The sequence below is a fragment of the Streptomyces sp. NBC_01006 genome (assembly GCF_045162725.1).
In the GTDB taxonomy this organism is placed as follows: Bacteria; Actinomycetota; Actinomycetes; order Streptomycetales; family Streptomycetaceae; genus Streptomyces.
Genome location: NZ_CP108700.1, coordinates 6,966,180 through 6,986,744, shown reverse-complemented (window position 1 = coordinate 6,986,744; position 20,565 = coordinate 6,966,180). Strand labels below are relative to the sequence as shown.

The 20,565-nt window shown below is 69.1% G+C and carries 12 protein-coding genes and 2 pseudogenes; 6 read left to right on the top strand and 8 right to left on the bottom strand.

Going from position 1 to position 20,565, the window contains the following annotated elements; all coding sequences use genetic code 11:
* Positions 1-23: 23 nt before the first annotated feature.
* On the bottom strand, positions 24-512 hold the full coding sequence (locus tag OG509_RS31660) for a hypothetical protein (protein WP_406186041.1): 489 nt from the start codon (positions 510-512) through the stop codon (positions 24-26).
* Positions 513-1,968: 1,456 nt separating this feature from the next.
* On the opposite strand from OG509_RS31660, the gene OG509_RS31655 reads away from it, so the two are divergent.
* Entirely contained in the window at positions 1,969-2,550 is a 582-nt protein-coding gene (locus OG509_RS31655) for a hypothetical protein (protein ID WP_406186040.1), read from the top strand.
* A gap of 133 nt (positions 2,551-2,683) precedes the next feature.
* Here OG509_RS31655 and OG509_RS31650 read toward each other — a convergent pair whose 3' ends face one another.
* Positions 2,684-3,568: a hypothetical protein gene (locus OG509_RS31650; protein WP_406187853.1), complete on the bottom strand. Its 885-nt coding sequence runs from the start codon at positions 3,566-3,568 to the stop codon at positions 2,684-2,686.
* Between OG509_RS31650 and OG509_RS31645 the strand changes: the two are divergent.
* The 5 genes and pseudogenes from OG509_RS31645 to OG509_RS31625 form a co-directional block, all read left to right on the top strand.
* A pseudogene (locus OG509_RS31645) lies at positions 3,530-4,842 on the top strand (transposase); the annotation flags it as partial. The gene OG509_RS31650 and the pseudogene OG509_RS31645 sit on opposite strands and share 39 nt — an antisense overlap.
* 208 nt (positions 4,843-5,050) lie before the next feature.
* Positions 5,051-5,461, top strand: a complete 411-nt coding sequence (locus OG509_RS31640; protein WP_406186039.1) for an SseB family protein — start codon at positions 5,051-5,053, stop codon at positions 5,459-5,461.
* Positions 5,458-5,940: a hypothetical protein gene (locus OG509_RS31635; RefSeq protein WP_406186038.1), complete on the top strand. Its 483-nt coding sequence runs from the start codon at positions 5,458-5,460 to the stop codon at positions 5,938-5,940. The genes OG509_RS31640 and OG509_RS31635 overlap by 4 nt, the downstream gene beginning before the upstream one ends.
* Complete coding sequence (locus OG509_RS31630) at positions 5,940-10,349, top strand: putative T7SS-secreted protein (RefSeq protein WP_406186037.1); 4,410 nt, start codon at positions 5,940-5,942, stop codon at positions 10,347-10,349. The genes OG509_RS31635 and OG509_RS31630 overlap by 1 nt, the downstream gene beginning before the upstream one ends.
* Positions 10,350-10,352: 3 nt before the next feature.
* Positions 10,353-10,685, top strand: coding sequence for a hypothetical protein (locus tag OG509_RS31625; protein ID WP_328619681.1), 333 nt, complete (start codon positions 10,353-10,355; stop codon positions 10,683-10,685).
* Between the two features lie 594 nt (positions 10,686-11,279).
* On the opposite strand, the gene OG509_RS31620 is transcribed toward OG509_RS31625, so the two are convergent.
* The 6 genes and pseudogenes from OG509_RS31620 to OG509_RS31595 form a co-directional block, all read right to left on the bottom strand.
* Complete coding sequence (locus OG509_RS31620; RefSeq protein ID WP_406186036.1) at positions 11,280-11,873, bottom strand: sarcosine oxidase subunit gamma; 594 nt, start codon at positions 11,871-11,873, stop codon at positions 11,280-11,282.
* The gene (locus tag OG509_RS31615; protein ID WP_406186035.1) at positions 11,866-15,177 is read right to left on the bottom strand and encodes a sarcosine oxidase subunit delta family protein; all 3,312 of its coding nucleotides are present in this window, start codon (positions 15,175-15,177) and stop codon (positions 11,866-11,868) included. Before OG509_RS31615 ends, OG509_RS31620 begins: the two co-directional genes overlap by 8 nt.
* A gap of 12 nt (positions 15,178-15,189) precedes the next feature.
* The gene (locus OG509_RS31610; RefSeq protein ID WP_406186034.1) at positions 15,190-16,422 is read right to left on the bottom strand and encodes a sarcosine oxidase subunit beta family protein; all 1,233 of its coding nucleotides are present in this window, start codon (positions 16,420-16,422) and stop codon (positions 15,190-15,192) included.
* Positions 16,419-16,775: pseudogene (locus OG509_RS31605) on the bottom strand (serine hydroxymethyltransferase); the annotation flags it as partial. The pseudogene OG509_RS31605 and the gene OG509_RS31610, both read right to left, overlap by 4 nt.
* 110 nt (positions 16,776-16,885) lie before the next feature.
* A complete protein-coding gene (locus OG509_RS31600; protein ID WP_406186033.1) occupies positions 16,886-19,324 on the bottom strand; it encodes an FAD-dependent oxidoreductase in 2,439 nt (812 codons plus the stop codon).
* A 221-nt stretch (positions 19,325-19,545) separates the two neighbouring features.
* On the bottom strand, positions 19,546-20,544 hold the full coding sequence (locus tag OG509_RS31595; RefSeq protein ID WP_406186032.1) for an ABC transporter substrate-binding protein: 999 nt from the start codon (positions 20,542-20,544) through the stop codon (positions 19,546-19,548).
* Between the last annotated feature and the right edge of the window lie 21 nt (positions 20,545-20,565).

Here is a 20,565-nt window from a genome sequence, read left to right as displayed (position 1 = left end):
CGAACCCCCTCCCGGTCCGCCGGCTACTTGCCGCTGGTGATCTGCGAGAGCAGGGCCGTCAGGACCCGGCCGAGAGAGGAATCCCGCAGGGCCCGCTTGTGGATGGTCAGGCTCCACCTCCCGCGCGGATCCCGCTTCAGGACCACCTCGGTCTGCAGGAGCGTGACGGCGAGCGCCGCGACCGGCAGAGTGACGGGGTCGAGCCGTTCCATGGGCGAGCATGCGTAGGCGACGGCCTCGCCGACCGTGTCCGCCAGGTCCTCGCGCAGCGCCGCCACATACTCCAGTAAGCGGCGCGCCAACTCACCGTCGGAAAACTCAGGTTGGTCCGCCCCCACGTACCGCTCCAGCTCCACGGCGGCCACCTCCGCCCGCAGCTCATCGCCGCCCTCGGACAGCTGCCGTGCGGCGGGGAGCAACCCGTGCTCCTCCGCCAGCGCCGTCAGCGCGCGGACGGCCTCGTCGTCGGCGAGGGTGCGGATGCCCTGTTCCAGATCACCTTGATTCAACATGCTCGCAATTCTGTCTCTCGCGGCGGATGTTCGTGCCTGAATAAAGGAGTTGGGCGTGTGACGGGCGCCGATCGCGGTCAGGCGATATCGGGGTCGGAGAACGTCTCTGGCACGCCACGGTCGCCCCCGCCACCCCGACTGAAATCACGAGAACCCTCCTCAACCTCCCCGACCTCGGCCACGTCGACGCTGTACGGCAACGGCGTCAAGGTTGGCGAGAACGATGACCCTCCGAGCGGTGAGAAGCCCTTCGAGGTCGGCTCCGCCGACGCCGATTACGGCTGACGACCTCCGTCGAGCGCTCGGTGAAGGTCGCAGGGCCAGCCCGATGGCGTCCCTCGCACCTTACGAACGTTCACAAGAGGCCGGTGTCGACGTGGGGGGCGAAGTGGCGCACCGCAGTGATGAGGCGCTGCCGCTCCAAGGAGCCTCGAACGCCGCCGCCGGTAGGGTCAGGTCGACCCGGGTCGCGGTGTGCTGTGCCAGGCCGCGTTGCCGCCCGTGGTAAGGGCCGCCCCTGCTTGAGGTGCACACGGATGGTCCAGGTCCCGGGGCCCACTGAGCTCAGGGCGGAGACGTCGCCCCAGGGAAGGACCTGGGGGCCTGCTGTGAACGAGGCACCCGTACCGAGGCTGTGGACGGTGATGCCGTCCGCGTCGAAGTCGGCGGTCTGGGCGAAGAACAGCGCCTGTACCAGCCGCATCAGGCATGTGATCGCGCCGAGCCCGGGCGCGATGACGAGGATGGCGTCCCAGCCGTCCTGTGGCCTGTCACCCTGCGTTTGGAGGTGGATCCACCATGCACAGCCCGCAGCCACTGCCAGCCAGGCGATGGCTGCGGTCTTGCGGTGGGAGAGCGGTACGGCGAGTTCGAGGCGTGCGGGAAGGTCTCTCCTGGCAGTCGGCCAGTTCCCCCGACAGCGGGCAGGGTCTGGGGGCGAAGTGCCGTACGGCTTCCAGGGTCGTCTGCCTGAGGGCATCGGGGTCGGGGCGCTGCGGCCGACCGAGACCGCCGGCGGGTCCGTGCAGGTCACCTTCCTGGGGAGCGGCACGTCGAGTGCAGTGGCCTGCCAGGCATCGGGGTCGAGATCGAAGGGCAGCGGGGCGTCGTCGGCGAAGGTGAGGCGCAGAGTCAGGCGACACCCGAGGAGCAGCAGCCCTTTACGACCGACTCGCCCGTGACTGCCAGGACTTCTTCGGCTCCTACGACGTCCGGACACTGGACGCCTTCGAGGGCCTCGCACGGTGGAACGGCCGAGCGCGCACGAACTAAGCCTTGCAGAAGGCCGTGACAAGCAGTTTCCACAGTCAACCACAGCAACGCCGCCACGTCGCACACCCAGCTGGCGTCCGCCTCCGCCCATGTCGAGGCAGTCCACATCGGCGCATGGAACCAGACGCCGGCCTTGGTGTTCAGCACGGAGCTTCCGACCGAGGGTCCGCTCACGGTGCACGCCTTGCATGCGCACGGAACCGGCGGCCGGCTGAGCGGCGCACAGGACGCCCCCGACAACCACCTCGATCAACCCGTCGAAGACGAGAACATCTACCCGGGAATCCAACGGCTCCACGAGGGCGACGAACCGCCAGCGCCCGAGCCGGGGTTCCACGTCCAGCCCGAGCACTATCCGTGGTTTCGGCGCGTCCTCACCCGAACCGCCGCCGCCGGCCTGACGGCCTTCGCAGGAGATGACACGGCCACCGCGCAGTACCTGACCAAGAGGCAAGGGCAGCGCCACTTCACGGGCCTGATCCATGCCGCCACCGACAGCGTCCAAGACGCGTACGTACAGCTCCACGGCATCGACTTCGTCGGCACCGATCACGTCTTCCGTCTCAACAGGACCCGGGTCGAGGCGTTCTCCGGAGTTACGAAGGACCTCTTCCACCATCTCGAGAACGGTCAATTGGAGCGGTACCGCACCGAGGTCCACGCCCAACGGAAGACGTGGCCCCTTCTCGGATGGGACTCGAAGTGGGACGGCCCCGTCTCTATCCATCAAGACGGCTCCGTACTCGCGATGCGCGTACTGACCTGAACCTGCCCAGGAAGGGGTGATGGTGTCGCGCCCGGGTGCACTCGGGCGCGACACCCATCCATCGCCGCCGGTGTGAGTGGAAGCGGAAGGGCTCCGATCCGGAAGAGTGCTGGCAGCTCACAGGGCCCGTCTGTCAGACGTCCCGTCGCTCCTCGTGCCCGGCCAGCTGCACACGTAGCCGCTCCGCCTCGGTCTCGGCCCGGCGCAGTCGGCGCTCCAAGACAGCGCGAGCCAGCGGCGGGTTTTCGGGCTTCGGCGCCTCATTGCACGGAATGAGCCAGCCCACGCGCTGATACGCGACAATCGCGCGAGCGTGGGGACAGGTATGGCAAGACCGTTCCGGTCTCGGACGCGGCCAGCCTGCCGCCAGCATCCGCCGGGTGTGCTCACGTTGGTGTTCGGATTGAAGCATCGGGTCTGAATCCCAGACCTGCTCGAATTCCTCGATCATCTGTTTCACCTTCGTGGCCTCGGCCAGGCGCGGCCCATCATCGGGCTTCCAGTCGAGGGCTGGCCCTACGACCTCTTCGACGCGTCCGCAGGCCAGCGTCACCTTCCAGAAGGCCGACGTGTGTGCTTCATCGTGGCGGATCACGGCCCACACGTCGCCATCGGCCCATTCGGGGGGTTCCACCGGGTCCGCGGGAAAGCTCACCTCTTGCCGGTCTCCCCACTCAATGATGTCGCGGTAGGGGGCATCAGCGGAATCATCGTGCCGGCAGTACACCTGTCCCGGCGGCAATGCTTCACCGTCCCTGACGCCACGCCACTGCCTCTCGCTCGGCGGGAGGCAGTCACCCGGTGCCAGCAGCTCCTTGATGCAAGCGCAATCCAGCTGAACCCGCCATCGGTAGTACCGGTCCGGGTCCGGCGCGAAGAACGGCCACAGCACCGGAGGGATCCCCCTGCGGCGCTCGAAATTGAATTCCTCGTACTCGCGCAGGACGCCGTGCGCCGCTTTGCCCGGCCGGGAAGCTGTGACCTGCGGTGGAAAGCGGCATGTGGGCTCGGTCTGCATGACATGGCGTTCGATCCGTCGCTGCTGGCCTACTTCCGCCGTCGGCTGGCTCGCTCAGCCTGCCCGAACCGGGTCTTCGAAGCGGTCCGCGAGGTCGTGAAGGCCACCGGAGTACTCAAGGGCAAGCACCGCCGGGCGCTGGACTCCACCGTTTTGGACGACGCGGTCGCCACCCAGGACACCGTCACCCAGATCATCTCCGCGATCCGGGCGGTGATCCGGGAGGTTCCGGGAGCCGACCAGATCGCGGCCGTGCAGTGCACGGCCCACGACTACACCGACCCGGGCAAGCCCCGCATCGCATGGAACGACGTCCAGGCGAGGGCCGACCTGGTGGACGCCGTCGTCCGCGATGCACTGCGACTGCTGGGCCACCTGCCCGAGCAGCAGCTCGGCGAGAAGGCAGCCGGCGCGGTCGGCCTGCTTGCCCTGGTCGCGGGCCAGGACGTCGAGCCCGCCGACGGCTCCGACGGCCGCGACGGGCGTTGGCGCATCACCCAGGGCACCGTCCCGGGCCGCATGGTCTCCACCGCCGATCCTGAGTCCCGCCACGTCCACAAGACCCGCAGCCACCAGCAGGACGGATACAAGGCCCACCTCGCCATCGAGCCCGAGACCGGCCTGTTCACCGCCGTCGCCCTGCGTCCCGGCGCCGGGGCCGAGCACCACGAGGCAGCCGTCGGCCTGGACCTGCTCGCCGAGAAGAACAGCCGGTGCACGCCTTCGGCGACACCGCCTACTCCACCGGTGAGGCCCGCCAGGTTCTGGAGCAGGCCGGGCACCGGCTGTTCCTCAAACCCGCCCCGCTGCGGGCGGCCGTTCCCAGCGGCTTCACCCTCGACACGACCAACGCCACCGTGACCTGCCCCCAAGGGCACACCGTCCCGCTGTCGGACCCCGGCGGACAGCACCACCAGCGCAAAGCAGCCTTCAAGGACCTGTGCACCGGATGTCCCCTGCGCGAGCGGTGCACCAAAGCCAAAGCAGGCCGGATCCTGACCATCCGCCCCCACCATGACCAGCAGGCGGCCGCCCGCCACCAGGCCGCCACCGATCCCGACTGGCAAGCCGACTACCGCCGCTGGAGACCACCCGTCGAACGCGCCGTCGCCTGGATCGTCCACCGAGGCAACCGCCGACTCCGCTACATCGGCACCCTCAAGAACGACACCTGGCTCCACACCCGAGCAGCCGCCCTCAACCTCCGCCTACTAATCAACCTCGGACTCACCCACACGAACGGCACCTGGCGCCTCGCCCCAGTCGGCACATGACCACGAGGGGCTGCCCGGCCTCCGGCCGGGCAGCCCCTCAACAAGATCTTCATAAGCCTTCTAGTCGACGTTACGACGCGGGCTCACCGGGGGCAGACTGCATCTCTGACACGTTTTCGATAGCCGCTATGGCGTCTGCGATTCCATCAGCTGACCGGCAGGCGGACCCCCACCGAACAAAGCTCACGAATATGTGATCATGCATGACATGAGCATGAACGGGGGCGGTGTCGAACAGCCCGGTGGCCGGATGACCTTGGCCGACCTTGTGCGCCAGGAAACGGTCGCGCGCATGTCGGAAGCGGAGAAGCTCGCTGCCGCTCGTGAGATGCGCCTGTACTTCCAACGGCCCGAGCAGCCGGGCTTCCTGGTCTCCGAGACCGAGGCCGGGCCACTGGTACCCCTGTTCACCTCGGTGGAGGGATTGGCTCTCTTCGCAGGAGCGTGCGCCTGGGCGTCGACCACGGTCGGAGACATCGTCGAACTCCTGCCTGATGGGGTGCGGGCCCTGGTCGACCCGCTCGGCGAGCGCCCCTTTCTGCTGAATGTGGAGGCGCTGCGCGAAGTGGAGACCACGGAGGGCAGGAACCTGCGGGACGACGGAGGATCAGGGCGTTGACCAGTCATGACGCCATGTACGGACGCCAGAGCGGTGACGGCACAGCACCCGGCGGCGGCTACTCGATCCAGTTCACTGCCGTGCGGAAGATGATCGACCCCTTGGAGGAGTCGGTCGTTGCCGCGCGCATGGTGAAGGACCACAAGGACAGACTCGCGGCGCATCTCCAAGGGAATGCGACCTTCGAAATCCTCAACTCCGGAAAGGGCTTTCTTTCGGCCTGGGGTTTCGGCATGGGCCAGGTCGCCGAGCATGCCGACGAGGTGGTGGCACGCCTCCAAGAGGTGATCGCCGCTTACATCCTTGCCGACCTGCTGGCCGTCGAAAACTTCTCCCCGACCCCGGACAACATCGCCAAGCTGCCCGCCGGCAGCGTCGGCAAGTGGACCTGGGAGCACGTCGGCAAGCCCACGTTCGACCCGCCTAAGGCACTCCTGCAGGAGGAGTGGCCGCCGGACCCCACCGAGGTGAGTGCATAGTGCTGGACGACAGGCCCGCCCCGGAGCGGATACCCGCGGGCAGCACGCCCAAGGACCTCATCTACGGCGATCCGGACAAGGTCGACGATCTGGTCATCGAACTGCGTGCATACGCCGGGGCGTTCCACGACGGCGTCAGTCAGCTCCAGGTCCTGGAGTTCGAGGAATGGTCCGGTGAGGGTGCGAGCGCCTTCAAGCAGGCGACCGAACGACTTCCCAAAGAGCTAACCTCGGCCAACAAGCACTTCCTCGATGCCGCGGATGCCCTCGACGCTTACGCGGACAAGCTCCGCGCGGTGCACAAGCTGTGCCTGCCGATCATCGAAGACGCGGACGAGGCCAGGGCGGCCTCCAAGAAGTACTGGCAGGACGTCAAGACGTACAACGACGCCGTGGAGCGCCACGACGACCCCCTCCCCGAACGCCCCTCGGAAAGCGACCCGGGCACGGCCGCCATGACCGGCTGCATCGGACGGCTCGACAAACTCATCGAAGAGCTCCAGGCCGTCGTGGACGCCTCCGAGCGCAAGCTCAACAACGGCGCCAAGGAGGCCCCGGACAAACCTAAGGGCTGGGCGGCGGTGAAGGCCGCCGCCGGCGACTACTGGGGTGGCTTCAAGGACGGCGTGGACGGCCTCGTGGACCTCGTCGAACCGCTCGCCGACAAGGACCTGAACGGCTTCGCCATGCAGCTCGCGGGAATGGCCGACGGGGTCGCCTACGGTGCACAGCATCCGACGGAGTTCGCCAAGGCCGTCCTCAACTGGGACGAATGGTCGCGCAACCCGGCGCGTGCCGCCGGACAGCTGAGCCCCGACCTCCTGCTCGCCCTCGCCACCGGGGGCGGCGGCGCACTGGTGCGCGGCGGCAGCGCGGCCAAGGCCGCTCTCAAGCGCCTGACCGACCGCGGCAGCGCCCTGCGTCGCGACGGCAGCGCCGGCGGCCGAGTGGACGGGCAGCCGGGTAAGTACGACAAGTGCGGCGACGACAAGTGCACCACCGGCGAACCGATCGACGTGGCCACGGGCGAGATGGTCACGTCCGCCACCGACGTCTCCCTTCCCGCAGCCCTCCCCCTCGTCCTTGCACGCAGCTTCGTCTCCGGGCACACCTGCGGCGGCTGGTTCGGCCGAACGTGGGCCGCAACCCTCGACCAACGCCTGGAAATGGACGCCAAGGGCATCGTCTACGTCGCCGACGACGGGATGCTGCTGCGGTACCCGGTTCCGCGCCCCGAAGCGGACACCCTGCCCGTCAGTGGCCCGCGCTGGCCACTGCGCTGGGACGGGAAGCCCGGCGGCGTCATGACCATCCATTTGCCGGAGCGCGGACGGACCCTGCATTTCGCGCCCCTGCCGGCGGCCGACGCGACCGAACTCGCCCTCCACGCCATCACGGACCGCAACGACCATCGCATCACCATCGGGTACACCGCGGAGGGCCACCCCGAGCACATCGTCCACTCCGGCGGCTACCGCATCGCCGTGGACACCGACCCTGCCAAGCTGCGCGTCACCTCCCTGCGCCTGCTCAGCCCCGGCACGGACGAGCGCAGCGTGACCCTGGCTTCCTTCGGCTACAGCGCGGCCGGTGACCTCACCGAGGTCGTCAACTCCACGGGCGAGTCGCTGCGCTACGCGTACGACGCCGACCACCGCATTACCTCTTGGACCGACCGCAACGGCACGAAGTTCGGCTACGTCTACGACCGGCACGGGCGTGTGCTGCGGACCGTCGGCTCGGACGGCATGATGACCGGCCGCCTCCACTACGACGACGCGGCCCGCACCACGGTCTACACCGACTCCATCGGCAACCGGACCACCTACGTCTACAACGAGGCGCACAAGGTCGTCGCCGAGACGGACCCCCTGGGCAACACCACGCGCACCGAGTGGGACGAGACCAACCGGCTTCGGCTCGCCGTGACGGACCCCCTCGGCCACGTCACCCGCTACACGTACGACGACTGCGGACGCCTGTTGAGTGTGCAGCGCCCGGACGGCACAACCGGAGCAGCCGCGTACAACGAGCTGGGCCTGCCTGTGGAAGTACGGGAGCCCGACGGCGCGCTGTGGCGTCACACCTACGACGCGCGCGGCAACCGTACGTCTACCGTCGACCCGGCGGGCGCCCGGACCGAGTACGCGTACGACGTCCACGGCCACCTGAACCGCGTCACGGACGAGCTGGGCCACACCACCGCCATCGCCACCAACGATGCCGGTCTTCCCATGGCGGTCACAGATCCGCTCGGCTACACCACGTCCGTCCGCCGCGGCCCCCACGGGCGCGTCACCGCCGTGACCGATCCCCTGCGGCGTACCACGAGGCAGGGCTGGACCATCGACGGCAAGCCCGCATGGAGGGAGCGGGCGGACGGTACCCGCGAGACCTGGCAATGGGACGGCGAGGGCAACCTCGTCGAACACACGGACTTCGCCGGCAACACCACGCGCCACACCCACACGCACTTCGACCTACCCGCCACCCGCACCGAACCGGACGGCACGCGGTACGCCTTCACCTACGACACTGAGCTACGGCTGAAGCAGGTCACCAATCCCCAGGGCCTGACCTGGAACTACGACTACGATGCCGCCGGCCGCCTGATCTCCGAGACGGATTTCAACGGCCGGAGCCTCAGCTACGCCTACGATCCAGCTGGACGGCTCGTCTCCCGTACCAACGGGGCAGGCGAGACACTCCGCTTCACCCGCGACGCCCTCGGCCGGGCAACGGTCCGGCGCGCGGACGACGGCACCGAGACGGTGCACGCCTACGATGCAGCGGGCCGCCTGGTCATGGCTACCAACCCGGATGTCGAGATCCACAGGACGTACGACGTCCTCGGGCGGCTCGTCAGCGAGTCGGCCAACGGCGCCACCAGCACCTACACCCACGACGTTCGGGGCCGCCGTACCTCGCGCCGTACGCCCGCCGGCGCGCTGTCCGAATGGACGTACGACGCCGAAGGCCGGCCCATGGCCCTCAGGACCGCCGGCAGCCAGCTGGACTTCCGGTACAACGCGGTGGGGCGCGAGATCTCCCGCACCTTCGGCGACGACGTCGTCCTCACGCAGACCTGGGATGCGGTCGACCGTCTGACGACTCAGTCGCTCACCAGCCGCCCGGACGCCGGCCAGACCCTCCTCCAGCACCGCTCGTACGCCTATCGGGCGGACGACCACGTCACCGAGATCCGCGAGCTGACCAACGGGACCCGGCGCTTCGACCTCGATCCCATCGGCCGGGTCACGGCCGTCCATGCGTACGGCTGGACCGAGCGGTACGCCTACGACGACCTCGGCAACCTCGCGCACACCTCCGTGCCAGACCATCCCGCAAACGGCGACCACGAGCTCAGCGGAACCCTGATCCGGCGCGTCGGCCGGACGCTGTACGAGCACGACGGCCAGGGGCGGCTCGTCCGCCGCGTCCGCAAACTCCTGAGTGGACAGCGACGCACGTGGACCTTCACCTGGAACGCGGAAGACCGTCTCACCGACGCGACCACTCCGGACGGTGACCGCTGGCAGTACACCTACGATCCGCTCGGCCGGCGCACCGCCAAGGCGCGCCTCGATCCCGGCGGCGCGGTCGTGGAACGCACCACCTTCACGTGGGACGGCACCCGCCTGGTCGAGCAGGCCACTTTGGACGGTCACACCACCACCTGGGACTACGCACCGGGCACGCACCGTCCCCTGGCGCAGGCCGACCACCACACCCAGGAGGAGTTCGACGCCCGCTTCCACGCGATCGTCACGGACCTCGTCGGCACCCCGATGGAGCTGGTGACCCCCGACGGCCGCATCGGCTGGCAGTTCCGCACGACGGTATGGGGCGCAGACCTCCCAATGCCGTCAGACGCGACACCGGTCGTCTGCCCGCTTCGATTCCCGGGCCAGTATCGCGACCAGGAAACAGGCCTCGACTACAACTGCTTCCGCTACTACGACCCCCAGTTCGCCGGCTATGCCTCACCCGACCCACTCGGTTTGAGCGCCGCGCCCAACCACCACACCTTCGTGCCCAACCCCTTCGTCTGGTTGGACCCGCTGGGACTGAAGTGCCTCGACCCCGATGACCAGGTCCGGCATGATTCCGCACGCGAGACCGCCGTCGACAGCGACGGCAAGATGAGGGGTGAGGAGGACAGCCCTGGCGTCAGGATGGTCGACGACGTGGAGCTGGAGAGGATCCGCCTGGACCTGCACGCGAAACTCGGCGATCCCGAGGTCAAGCCCACGCCGAAGGGCAATATCGAGGTGTGGCAGTTGTCGGACGACCCTAAATCGACCGTGACCTATCGGCCGTTCAGCAAGTCCGGCGGAGCGACCATTGACTACAACGACGTGGACGGGCTGGACATGAAACGATTCCACATCCCACAGCATGGGGACTGAGCGATGGTGAATGACGAGGCGTACCGCCGAGAGCTGGACTATCTCTGCCAGTACGCACACGACGACTGGCTCGGTTTCTCGGTCGTCAGCGGAGCCGTGGGGAGTTTGCTCGGACGGGGCGCCACGTTCGAGGAACAGCTGGGGTTGCTCCTGCGGATCGTCGCCGATCTGTACGACGCCGGGGCGCGACCGGGAGACCTGACGGAGTCGGAACAGGACCCCTTCCTGCCATGGAATTCGGACAAGGCCGGGGCTTTGGCGCGAATCACAGCAGAGGTCGACGCGTATTCCCGGTTGCCCGACTCCGGTGACATCTGCTGGTTCACGGTGCCGTGATGCCTGTCACAGTCGTGACAGGCACTCTCGGAACCAGGCGCCAAAGCCAGGCTGTCAGAGCCTGGCCCTCGGGCCGGGCGGCGGCCTCAAGGACGTCGGGCTACACGTGTCACAGGCCGTCACGGCGCGCCGACAAGCCCCCGCGCCAGCAACATGCACGACCGCCAGCTGGTGTGCCTCCGCGAACAACCCAAGCGGCTGATGCTGACCGATTGCTGACCAAAACCCCGATGCCACACCGCTGACCTGCGGAAACTTCCAGATGTCAGATGTTGGACTTGAACATGGTACGAAGCATGCGAATACTCCCGATATGTCCGCTCCCTGCCTGCTTCCCGCAGGTCAAGGGCGGTTTCAGGAGACTACAACGATTCGCATGTTCGGTCAGCTTTCCCCAGGTCTTTCAGGACTCATGCTGACCGAACGCTGACTCTTCTGACGCACCTTCAGCCCGGTCCAGCGGCTCAAGCCGCACTGCCCGAGCGTCGTCGTTCGCCCGGCGCAGCAGCGCCCGGCGAACGCGCGCTGACCGGAACCCCCACCTCATCGCTGAAGAGGTCCATCTGCCCGGGGGCCATGAGTGGACGCTACGTGTCACACGTACTCCGACGCTGCGTCCAGCAACCAGTCCGCCAGGTATCCGGCGAAGGACGACCGGACCAGCAGCCAGAACCCCGCTCTGGGCTCGCCCCGTGGGACCAGCACCACCTGCGCGCGGGCCAGGGTGGTCTGGGCGCAGCGCCCGGGGCCGAAGGCACGCGGGTGCAGGTCCAACGGGCAGCCGTGCGCCAGCAGGTCGCGAGCGCGGCGGCCCGTAACGAGCACGGTGGTGCGCTGTGCGGAGACGTCCGTGACGGCGGCGGGCCCCTCGCCCGCGGCGTCGCGGATCCGGTGAGCCAGGTCGGCGCGGCTGCCGGGCGGGCCCACGACGAGCCATTCGTCGGGGCCGAGCCAGAGGGCGGAGCGGTCACCGGCGTGCACGACGGTGTTGGGCGCGAGGGGCAGTCGGAGCCCCAGAGCAAGCTCGACGGCGTCGGCAGCCGGGCCCTTGGGGTCGAGCCGGACGTTCACCTGGGCGAGGAAGGGCAGTTCTGCCAGGCGCAGGTCGCCGCCCGAGGCGCGGGTGGCAGCGGCGAAGCGGTCGGCGGCGTGCCCCAGGGGACTGTGGCGGATTGCGGTGTCAGCCATCGCGGCGGGCTCCCTCGGGGTCGTAGAGGACGGGACTCGCGACCGTCACCGGAACAAGACGGTCGCCCACCGGCGCGTACAGGCGCTCGCCGATGCGGTCCCGGCCCCCTTTGATCAGGGCGAGCGCGAAGCTCCGGCCGAGCGCCGCGCTGTGGTAGCTGGAGGTGACGTGGCCGAGCATCGGCACCGGCGGCGCGGGAAGCACACTGTCGGCGACCAGGTGGGTGCCCTCGGGGAGGAAGGCGTCCGGGTCTTCGGGGAGCAGGCCGACGAGGTGCTTGCGGTCGGGACGTGTCGTGTCGGCGCGTGCGTGGGAGCGCTTGCCCACGAAATCGGGCTTCTTCTTGGACACCGCCCAGCTCATGCCGAGATCCTGCGGGGTGACCGTGCCGTCGGTGTCCTGGCCGATGATCGGATAGCCCTTCTCGGCGCGCAGGACGTGCATGGTCTCGGTGCCGTACGGGGTGATGCCCAACGGGCCCCCTGCCTCGTACAGCGCCTCCCACAGCGCGCGGGCGTCCCACGGCGACACGTTGATCTCGTAGGCCAGTTCGCCGGAGAAGCTGATCCGGCAGACCCGGGCCGGGGCGTCCGCGACAGTCGTGTCTCGCCACGCCATGAAGGGGAAGCCGTCGTTCGCGACGGCCAGTTCAGGAGCAAGGAAGGCCAGAAGCTCGCGGGAGCGGGGGCCGACGAGGGCCACTGTGGCCCACTGCTCCGTAACGGAGGTGCAGTGGACGCGCAGATCGGGCCACTCGGTCTGCAGCCATTCCTCCATCCAGTCCAGTACGGCGGCCGCGTTGCCGGTCGTGGTCGTGACCAGGAAACGCTCCTCGGCAAGGCGGATGACGGTACCGTCGTCGAAGACCATGCCGTCGAGGCGGCACATGACGCCGTAGCGGATCATGCCGACTTTGAGGGTGCTCATCATGTTGGTGTAGAGCCGGTCGATGAAGACGGAGGCGTCCGGCCCCTGCACGTCGATCTTGCCCAGGGTGGAGGCGTCCATGAACGCGACACCCTCGCGGGCGGCGCGGCACTCACGGAGCACGGCGGCCTTCATGTCCTCGCCGTCCTGGGGGTAGTACCAGGGTCGCTTCCACTGACCGACGTTCTCGAAAAAGGCGCCGTGGTCGGCGTGCCAGTCGTGCAGCGCGGTGACGCGGACGGGGTCGTGGAGCGCGCCGCGGTCACGACCGGCGAGCGCGGCGAAGGAGACGGGGGTGTAGGGAGGGCGGAAGGTCGTCGTGCCGAGGGCGGAGATGTCCACGCCCAGCAGGTGGGCGACGGTGCCGCTGGCCAGGACCCCGGAGGTCTTGCCCTGGTCGCTGGCGGTGCCGGCGGTGGTGTAGCGCTTGGTGTGCTCGACCGAGCGCATACCGGCACCGGTCGCACGGGCGAGGTCTTCGACGGTGACATCACGCTGGAGGTCGACGAAGCGGGGCGCGCCGAGGACGCCGGGGACGACGAAGACCTGCATGGGCGGGGAGTGCGGTCCGTCGGCGGCGGCAGGGAGTCGGGGCGTGCCGGCCTCGTAGCCCTCGGCCTCGATCGCGCGGCCACCGGCGGCGGCGCCCTCGGCGAGGACGCCGGGCAGGTCCAGGACACCGTTCGCCGAGCCTGCGACCTCGACGGCCTGGCGGCAGCTGTCGGGCACGAACGAGCCGAGTGCCTCGTCGTATCGCAGCTTGCCGCCCGCCTGGCTGAACAGGTGCGCCACCGGGTTCCAGCCGCCCGAGACAAGCAGCAGGTCGGCAGCGAATTCGCGGCGCCCCGCCACTTCTCCGTACGGGGCGACAGTCACCGCCGTGAGGCGCGTGCCGCCCTCGGTGCCCACCACTGCGTGGCCGGTCAGCACCTCGATCCCGGCGTCCTGGGTGCGGCGCACCCACTCCCCGGGCTCGGGGCGGGTGTCGACGACCGCCGCGATGTCCACGCCCACCGCCGCCAGGTCGAGCGCGGCCGCGTAGGCGCTGTCGTTGGTGGTGAAGACGACGGCGCGGCGGCCGGGCAGGACGCCGTAGCGGTGGGCGTACGTACGGGCCGAGGCCGCCAGCATCACGCCGGGGCGGTCGTTGTCGGCGAACGCCAGCGAGCGCTCGTGGGCTCCGGTGGCCAGGACGACTCGACGGGCGCGGATGCGCCAGACACGCTCGCGGGAGACATGCCCGGGGGCTGCGCCGCCGAGGTGGTTGGTGCGGCGCTCGACGGCGAGGACGTGGTTGTCGTCGTAGTAGCCGAAGACGGTGGTGCGGCGCAGTACACGCACCTCGAGCTCGGCAGCGAGCCGCGCGGCTGTCTCGCCTGCCCAGTCCAGGAGCTGTCCTGTCCCCAGGAGACTGCCGCCCGGTTCGGGCTGGTCGTCGGCGAGGATGACGCGCGCCCCGCTGCCTGCGGCGGCGGACGCGGCCGCGAGTCCGGCCGGTCCCGCGCCGACGACGAGCAGGTCGCAGTGGGCGTGGACGGCGTCGTAGCGCGCGGGGTCGGGCGCGCTGGCAAGCCGTCCCTGCCCGGGCAGGCTGCTCGCGACGAGCCCGTCGTACAGCTCCACGACCGTCGCCGGCAGCATGGGCTCCGGGAAGGGCTCCTCGATCTGTACGACGGCGTTGGGTTCCTCGACTCCGGCGGAGAAGATGCCGCGCGGGCGGCCGAGCTTGATGCCGGTGCCGGTCTGGATGACGCCGTTGGCGAGGAGGGCGGAGGCGAGGGTGTCGCCACGAAAGCCCTCGTATGCGGTGCCGTCGAAGACGAAGCTGAGCCGCTGATCGCGGCGGATGCGGCCGCCGGTGCTCAGGCGGAACGGCTGGGGGCCGCGCTGGGGCTCGGGGTACGTGCTCGTCTGCGGCTCGGTGGCCGCAGGGTTCTCCGTCACCCCGCCCCTTCCCGGGACCGGGGGCTTGACCCCGGACCCCTCGGGCTCCCTCGCCGGGTGCGGCACGGTGGGCGGGTTGTGCCCACCCACCCCCACAGCTCCGCGTGGGGGCACCCCCATGTCGCTGCGCTCGCCCTCGCGGAACGACGGCCCACGACCCAGGTCCGGGCGTGGTTCGTCCGTTCGGTACACCGCCAGGATCTCGTTCGTCGCCGTGTCGCGCACCGCGTTGAACCACCGGCGGCAGCCGGTGGTGTGGCTCCAGCGCTCCGCGAACGGGCCCTTGGGGTTGGCGCGGAAGAAGAGGTAGCGGGACCACTCCTGGTCGGTCAGGGCGGCGGGGTTCTCGGGATAGGGCACGTGGGCCTGACCGCCGTAGTGGAACTCGGCCTCGTCACGGGGCCCGCACCAGGGGCATGGGATGAGCAGCATCGATTCGGCTCCTCAGTGGGCGACCGCGGCCGCGCCGTGCTCGTCGACGAGCGCTCCGGTGGCGAATCGGTCGAGCGAGAAGGGGGCGTTGAGGGGGTGGGGGGTGTCGTGGGCGATGGTGTGGGCGTAGACCCAGCCGACGCCGGGGGTGGCCTTGAAGCCGCCGGTGCCCCAGCCGCAGTTGAGGTACAGGTTGTCGACCGGGGTGAGCCCGGTGATCGGCGAGGCGTCGGGGCTGACGTCGACGATGCCGCCCCAGGTGCGCAGCACATGGGCGCGGGCGAAGACCGGGAAGAGTTCCAGGGCGGCGGACATCTGGTGCTCGATGACGTGGAAGGCGCCGCGCTGCGTGTAGGCGTTGTACGAGTCGATGCCCGCGCCCATCACCAGCTCGCCCTTGTGGGCCTGGCTGACGTACACATGCACGGCGTTGGACATGACCACGGTGGGGTGCACCGGCTCCAGCAGCTCGGAGACCAGGGCCTGCAGCGGGTGGCTCTGCAGCGGCAGCTCGAAGCCCGCCATGGCCGCGAGCACCGAGGTGTGTCCGGCCGAGCAGAGCGCGACCTTGCCGGCGGCGATGGGGCCGAGCGTGGTCTGTACGCCGACGACCCGTCCGCCCTGGATGTCGATGCCGGTGACTTCGCAGTTCTGGATGATGTCGACGCCGGCGGCGTCGGCGGAGCGGGCCAGCCCCCACGCGACGTGATCGTGCTTGGCGATTCCGGCCCGCGGCTGGTAGGTGCCGCCCATCACCGGATACCGCACGTCGGGCGAGATGTTGACGATCGGGCAGACGTCCTTGACCTGATCCGGGTCCAGCCATTCGGCGTCGACGCCGTTGAGCCGGTTGGCCTCGACGCGGCGCACGCTTTCGCGGACGTCCTGCAGGCTGTGGGCGAGGTTGAGCACACCGCGCTGGGAGAAGAGGATCGGGTAGTCGAGTTCGTCCGCCATCCCCTCCCACAGTTTGAGGGCGTGCTCGTAGATTCCGGCGCTCTCGTCCCATAGGTAGTTGGAACGGATGATCGTGGTGTTGCGGGCCATGTTGCCGCCCGCGAGCCAGCCCTTCTCCAGGACGGCCACGTTGGTGATGCCGTGGTTCTTCGCCAGGTAGTGGGCGGTCGCGAGACCGTGGCCGCCGCCACCCACGATCACCACGTCGTACGACCGCTTCGGCTCGGGTGTGCGCCACAGCCGGTCGGGGTGCTCGGGGAGGTCGGCGCCCGGGGTGCGGGGGGTCATCGGGCGTCTCCTGAAAGGTGTGGGTACAGCGGGTGCTTGGCGGCCGGCGCCTCCGTACGGGCGCGGAGCGCGGCGACGGCTGGCACAGGCTGGAGAGCGAGCGCGATCACGTCGGCGACCTCGGCGAAGTCCTCGTCGGTGAAGCCGCGGGTGGCCAGAGCCGGGGTGCCGATGCGCAGCCCCGAGGTGACCACGGGCGGGCGGGGATCGAAGGGGACGGTGTTGCGGTTGACGGTGATGCCGATCTCGTGGAGCAGGTCCTCGGCCTGCTTGCCGTCCAGTTCGGAGTTGCGCAGGTCGACCAGGACCAGGTGGACGTCGGTACCGCCGGTCAGGACGCTCACGATGTGCTCCTCTCGTAGCGTTGTCGTCCGGGTGCGGCCCGGTGGGCGGTTGTGCCCACCCTGTTACTCCCCCGGAGCTCCTCCTGAGAGGGCCCCAGCGGAACGTTCGCCCGCAACCGCTAGCCGCGCAGGCGGGACATGGAGGGGTCGAACAGGGGCTCTTCGGCGACGACCGCTGCCACGCGCTGGTCGAAGTAGCCGATGTGCACGGTGCGGCCGGTCGTGGCGAGCTCGGCGGGCAGCCAGGCGTACGCGATGCCCTTGCCGATCGTGTAGCCGTACGTGGCGCTGGTGACGTAGCCGACGGGGCGGTCGCCGTCGTAGACCGGCTCCTTGCCCATGACCACGGCCAGCGGGTCGTCGATGGTCAGACAGGTCAGTCGGCGCCGTACGTCCGCCTTGCGCCGCACCAGCGCGGCCTTGCCGATGAAGTCTTCCTTGTCGAGTTTGACGGCGAAGCCGAGCCCCGCCTCGTAGGGGTCGTGCTCATAGGTCATGTCGGTGCCGAAGGAACGGTATCCCTTCTCCAGGCGGAGGCTGTTGAAGGCGCCGCGGCCGGCCGCGACGCCGCCGAGGGGTTGCGCGGCCTGCCACAGGGTGTCCCACAGTTTCAGCCCCATGTCGGCGGTGGTGTAAAGCTCCCAGCCTCGTTCGCCGACGTACGACAGGCGCATCGCGGTGACGGGTACGGAGCCGATGTGAGCGCGCTTGGCGCGGAAGTACTTCAGACCGCCGTTGGAGAAGTCCGCGTCGGCGAGCGGCTGGAGGACCTCGCGGGCCAGCGGGCCCCACAGGCCGATGCAGCAGGTGCCGGCCGTGATGTCACGTACGGCGACCGATCCGTCCGCCGGCAGGTGTCGGCCGAACCAGTCGAGGTCGAGGCTGCCGTTGGCGCCGACCTGGAAGTGGTCGCGGCCGAGACGAGCGACGGTGATGTCACTGCGGATGCCGCCGTCCTCGTCGAGGAGCAGCGTGTATGTCACCGAGCCCACCGACTTGTCGACGTTGCCGGTGGACAGCCGCTGGAGGAAGGCGGCGGCGCCGCGACCGGTCACTTCCAGGCGCTTGAGTGCCGTCATGTCGTACATCGCGACGGTCTCGCGGGTGGTCTGGGCCTCGGCGCCCACGACGGGCGACCAGTAGCGCGCCGCCCACTCGTTGGGGACGGGGACGGAACGACCTTCGACGAGCGCGGCGTTGGCCTCGTACCACTGGGGCCGCTCCCAGCCGGTGGCCTCCAGGAAGAAGGCGCCGAGTTCCTGCTGGCGGGCGTAGAAGGGGCTGGTGCGCAGGGGCCGTGGCGCGCCGGCCGGCTGGAGGGGATGGAGGATGTCGTAGACCTCGACGAAGTTCTGGCAGTCGCGGGCCAGGACGTACTCCGCGGAGAGCTGGTGCGGCTCGAAGCGGTTCACGTCGCACTCGTGCAGATCGAAGGACGAGCAGTGACCGTCCACGAGCCATTCGGCCACCGCGCGGGCTACGCCCGCGGAGTGGGTGACCCATACCGCCTCGGCGACCCAGAAGCCCTTGACCTCAGGTGATTCGCCGAGCAGCGGCAGTCCGTCGGTGGTGAAGGAGAAGAGGCCGTTGATGCCCTCTTCGATCTTGGCATCGCGTGTCGCGGGCAGCAGCGCCCGCGTCTCGGCCCAGGCGTCGGCGAAGTCGTCCTCGGTGAACTCCAGCACGGAGGGCATCTGTTCGGCCTCGTCCACCGGGGTGATGTCCTCCGGGGCGATGGGCATGGGCCGGTGACCGTAGTAGCCGATGCCGATGCGGTCGAAACGGTCGCGGTAGTAGAGGTCCCCATCCTGGTGGCGCAGGATGGGACGGACGGCCTCCTCGGCCTGGCCTTCCAGCGCGGGGACGGGGCCGGTCCAGGCGAGCTGGTGGGCGAGCGGGGTCAGCGGCAGGTTCATGCCGACCATGCGGGCGATCTTCGGGCCCCAGATGCCGGCGCAGCACACGACGATGTCGGCGGGGATCTCTCCCTGGTCCGTGACGACTGCACCGACCTTGCCCTCGCTGTGTACGACGTCGAGGACTTCGTGGCGGGCGAGGAAGCGGACGCCGCGCTCGGTGGCCCGCCGGATCTGAGCCTCGACGGCGAGCACCGCCTTGGCCAGGCCGTCGGTGGGGACCAGCAGTCCGCCGAGGACGCGCTGGCGGTCCACCAGCGGGTGCAGCTCGACGCACTCTTCGGGGCCGAGCAGCCGCCCTTCGATGCCCCAGGCGGTGGCCCAGCCATGGCGGCGGCGCAGCTCGGTCAGCCGTTCGGGGGTGGTGGCCACCTCAAGACCCCCGACCTGCAGGAAGCAGGGCTGCCCGTCCACGTCGAGGCTGCGGAACTTCTCGACGGTGTAGCGGGCGAGCTCGGTCATGGTCTTCGAGGAGTTCGTCTGGAAGACCAGCCCCGGCGCATGGGACGAGGACCCGCCGGTGGCGGGGAGGGGCCCCTGGTCGACGACCGTGATGTCGGTCCAGCCCGCGAAGGACAGTTCGTCGGCGAGCGCCGCTCCCACGACGCCCGCTCCGATGATGACCACTCGGGGTCCCGCCATCGCCGCACCTCCACCTTCAAGCAGTTCAGTTGCTTTCAGCGCAACAAGCTTCAGGTTGCGCAACTCACGATGCCGGTCGCCGAGATGGGTGTCAAGGGGTCCTGAACGGCCGTGACCGGGGCGGAAAACAGCCGTGCCCGGCGGGCTGCCATGGCAGCCCGCCGGGCACGGCTGTGCTTGTTCGCCCGTCCCGCAGACGGGCTTGTCGGCTGTCCCGGGGATCAGCTCTTCTTGAGCCAGGCGTCGACCTTGTCGCGGTTGGCGTCCACCCACTTCTTGGCCGCCGCCTCCGGCGACATCTTGTCCTCGGCGATGTACTTCGCCACGAGGTTCTGGTCCTCGTTGGTCCAGGTGAAGTTCTTCACGAGGTCGTAGGCGGGGCTCCCCGAGTCGGCGAACTTCTTGCCGACAATCTTGTCCAGCCGGTATTCGGGATAGTCGCAGGCGATCTTCTCCGCCACGGCGTCACAGCCGTCCGTGTACTCCGGCAGATTCACCTTGACCAGATCGATCTCCGAGAGGAACCACTGCGGTTCGTAGAAGTACCCGATCACCCAGGTCTTCTTGGCCTCGGCCTGCCGGAACGCCTGGATGAGCGCCGCCTCGCTGCCGCCGTAGACAACCTTGTAGTCGAGCCCCAGGTTCTTCACCAGTGCGGCGTCGTTCGTGACGAACGACGGGTCGCCGTCGAGGAACTGGCCCTTGTCGCCCGACTCCGACGTCTTGAAGTCGGCGGCGTATTTGTTGAGGTTCTTCCAGTCGGTGATGTCCGGGTGTTCCTTGGCCAGCCACGGCGGCACGAACCAGCCGATGACTCCCTTGTTGCCGGTCGTGCCGGCCGTCACAGCGGTCTTCTGGTCGGTGATGTACTTCTTCTTCAGATCGTCGTGGCCCCAGTTCTCGACGACGGCGTCCACCTCGCCGGTGCCGAACCCCTGCCAGGCGACCTCTTCCTTGAGGTCCTTCTTGGTGACCTGGCACCCGAGGTCCTTCTCTGCGACATACGCGATGACCGCCGCGTTGGCCTCGTATCCGACCCAGGGGTTGACCGCGAGGTTGAACGTGCCGCACTTGCCGGAAACACCGCCCGAAGCACCCGATCCCGACTCGCCCACCTTGGCGCCGCCGCAACCGGTGACGACGGCCAGGCCCAGCGCCGCGAGACCGGCCATGGCGGCCCGCCGTCCCGCGGGACGCGATGGCGTCCTGAAGTTGCCCATCTTGTGCTGCCTCCTGTGCTT

Coding starts and splice junctions, on each gene's coding strand:
- OG509_RS31650 (WP_406187853.1), bottom strand. CDS start 3,568: ATGCAGACCGAGCCCACATGCCGCTTTCCACCGCAGGTCACAGCTTCC.
- OG509_RS31610 (WP_406186034.1), bottom strand. CDS start 16,422: ATGACCCCCCGCACCCCGGGCGCCGACCTCCCCGAGCACCCCGACCGG.
- OG509_RS31660 (WP_406186041.1), bottom strand. CDS start 512: ATGTTGAATCAAGGTGATCTGGAACAGGGCATCCGCACCCTCGCCGAC.
- OG509_RS31640 (WP_406186039.1), top strand. CDS start 5,051: ATGAGCATGAACGGGGGCGGTGTCGAACAGCCCGGTGGCCGGATGACC.
- OG509_RS31615 (WP_406186035.1), bottom strand. CDS start 15,177: ATGCTGCTCATCCCATGCCCCTGGTGCGGGCCCCGTGACGAGGCCGAG.
- OG509_RS31600 (WP_406186033.1), bottom strand. CDS start 19,324: ATGGCGGGACCCCGAGTGGTCATCATCGGAGCGGGCGTCGTGGGAGCG.
- OG509_RS31620 (WP_406186036.1), bottom strand. CDS start 11,873: ATGGCTGACACCGCAATCCGCCACAGTCCCCTGGGGCACGCCGCCGAC.
- OG509_RS31625 (WP_328619681.1), top strand. CDS start 10,353: ATGGTGAATGACGAGGCGTACCGCCGAGAGCTGGACTATCTCTGCCAG.
- OG509_RS31595 (WP_406186032.1), bottom strand. CDS start 20,544: ATGGGCAACTTCAGGACGCCATCGCGTCCCGCGGGACGGCGGGCCGCC.